Consider the following 370-nt stretch of genomic DNA (forward strand, 5'->3'; position numbering starts at 1 on the left):
TTCGATGCCTTCGCGCTCCGCATACTGCTTGGCGCCTGCTACGGCCAAAGAACCCGCAGGCTCAAGCACGCTTCGGGTGTCCTGGAAGACATCCTTGATCGCGGCGCAGAGTGCGTCGGTATTTACGAGCAGCACGTCGTCGAGATATTCGCTGCACAGGCGGAAGGTTTCCTCGCCGACCAGCTTCACCGCCGTGCCGTCCGAGAACAGACCCACTTCGTTCAGCGTGACCCGCTCGCCAGCTTTCAGCGATGCGGCCATCGCGCACGAATCATCGGTCTGCACGCCGATCACCTTGATCTCCGGGCGCACCGATTTCACGTACGCGGCCACGCCCGCCGCGAGCCCACCGCCGCCGATCGGCACGAAT

Annotated in this window: 1 protein-coding gene; it reads right to left on the bottom strand. The window is 63.8% G+C overall.

What is annotated here, in order from left to right; all coding sequences use genetic code 11:
* Window positions 1-370: pyridoxal-phosphate dependent enzyme (locus P0D70_RS36875; protein WP_408188141.1), on the bottom strand; the 370-nt coding region annotated here is incomplete at both ends.

It is taken from the genome of Paraburkholderia sp. RL17-381-BIF-C, from assembly GCF_046026435.1.
Classification (GTDB): Bacteria; Pseudomonadota; Gammaproteobacteria; order Burkholderiales; family Burkholderiaceae; genus Paraburkholderia.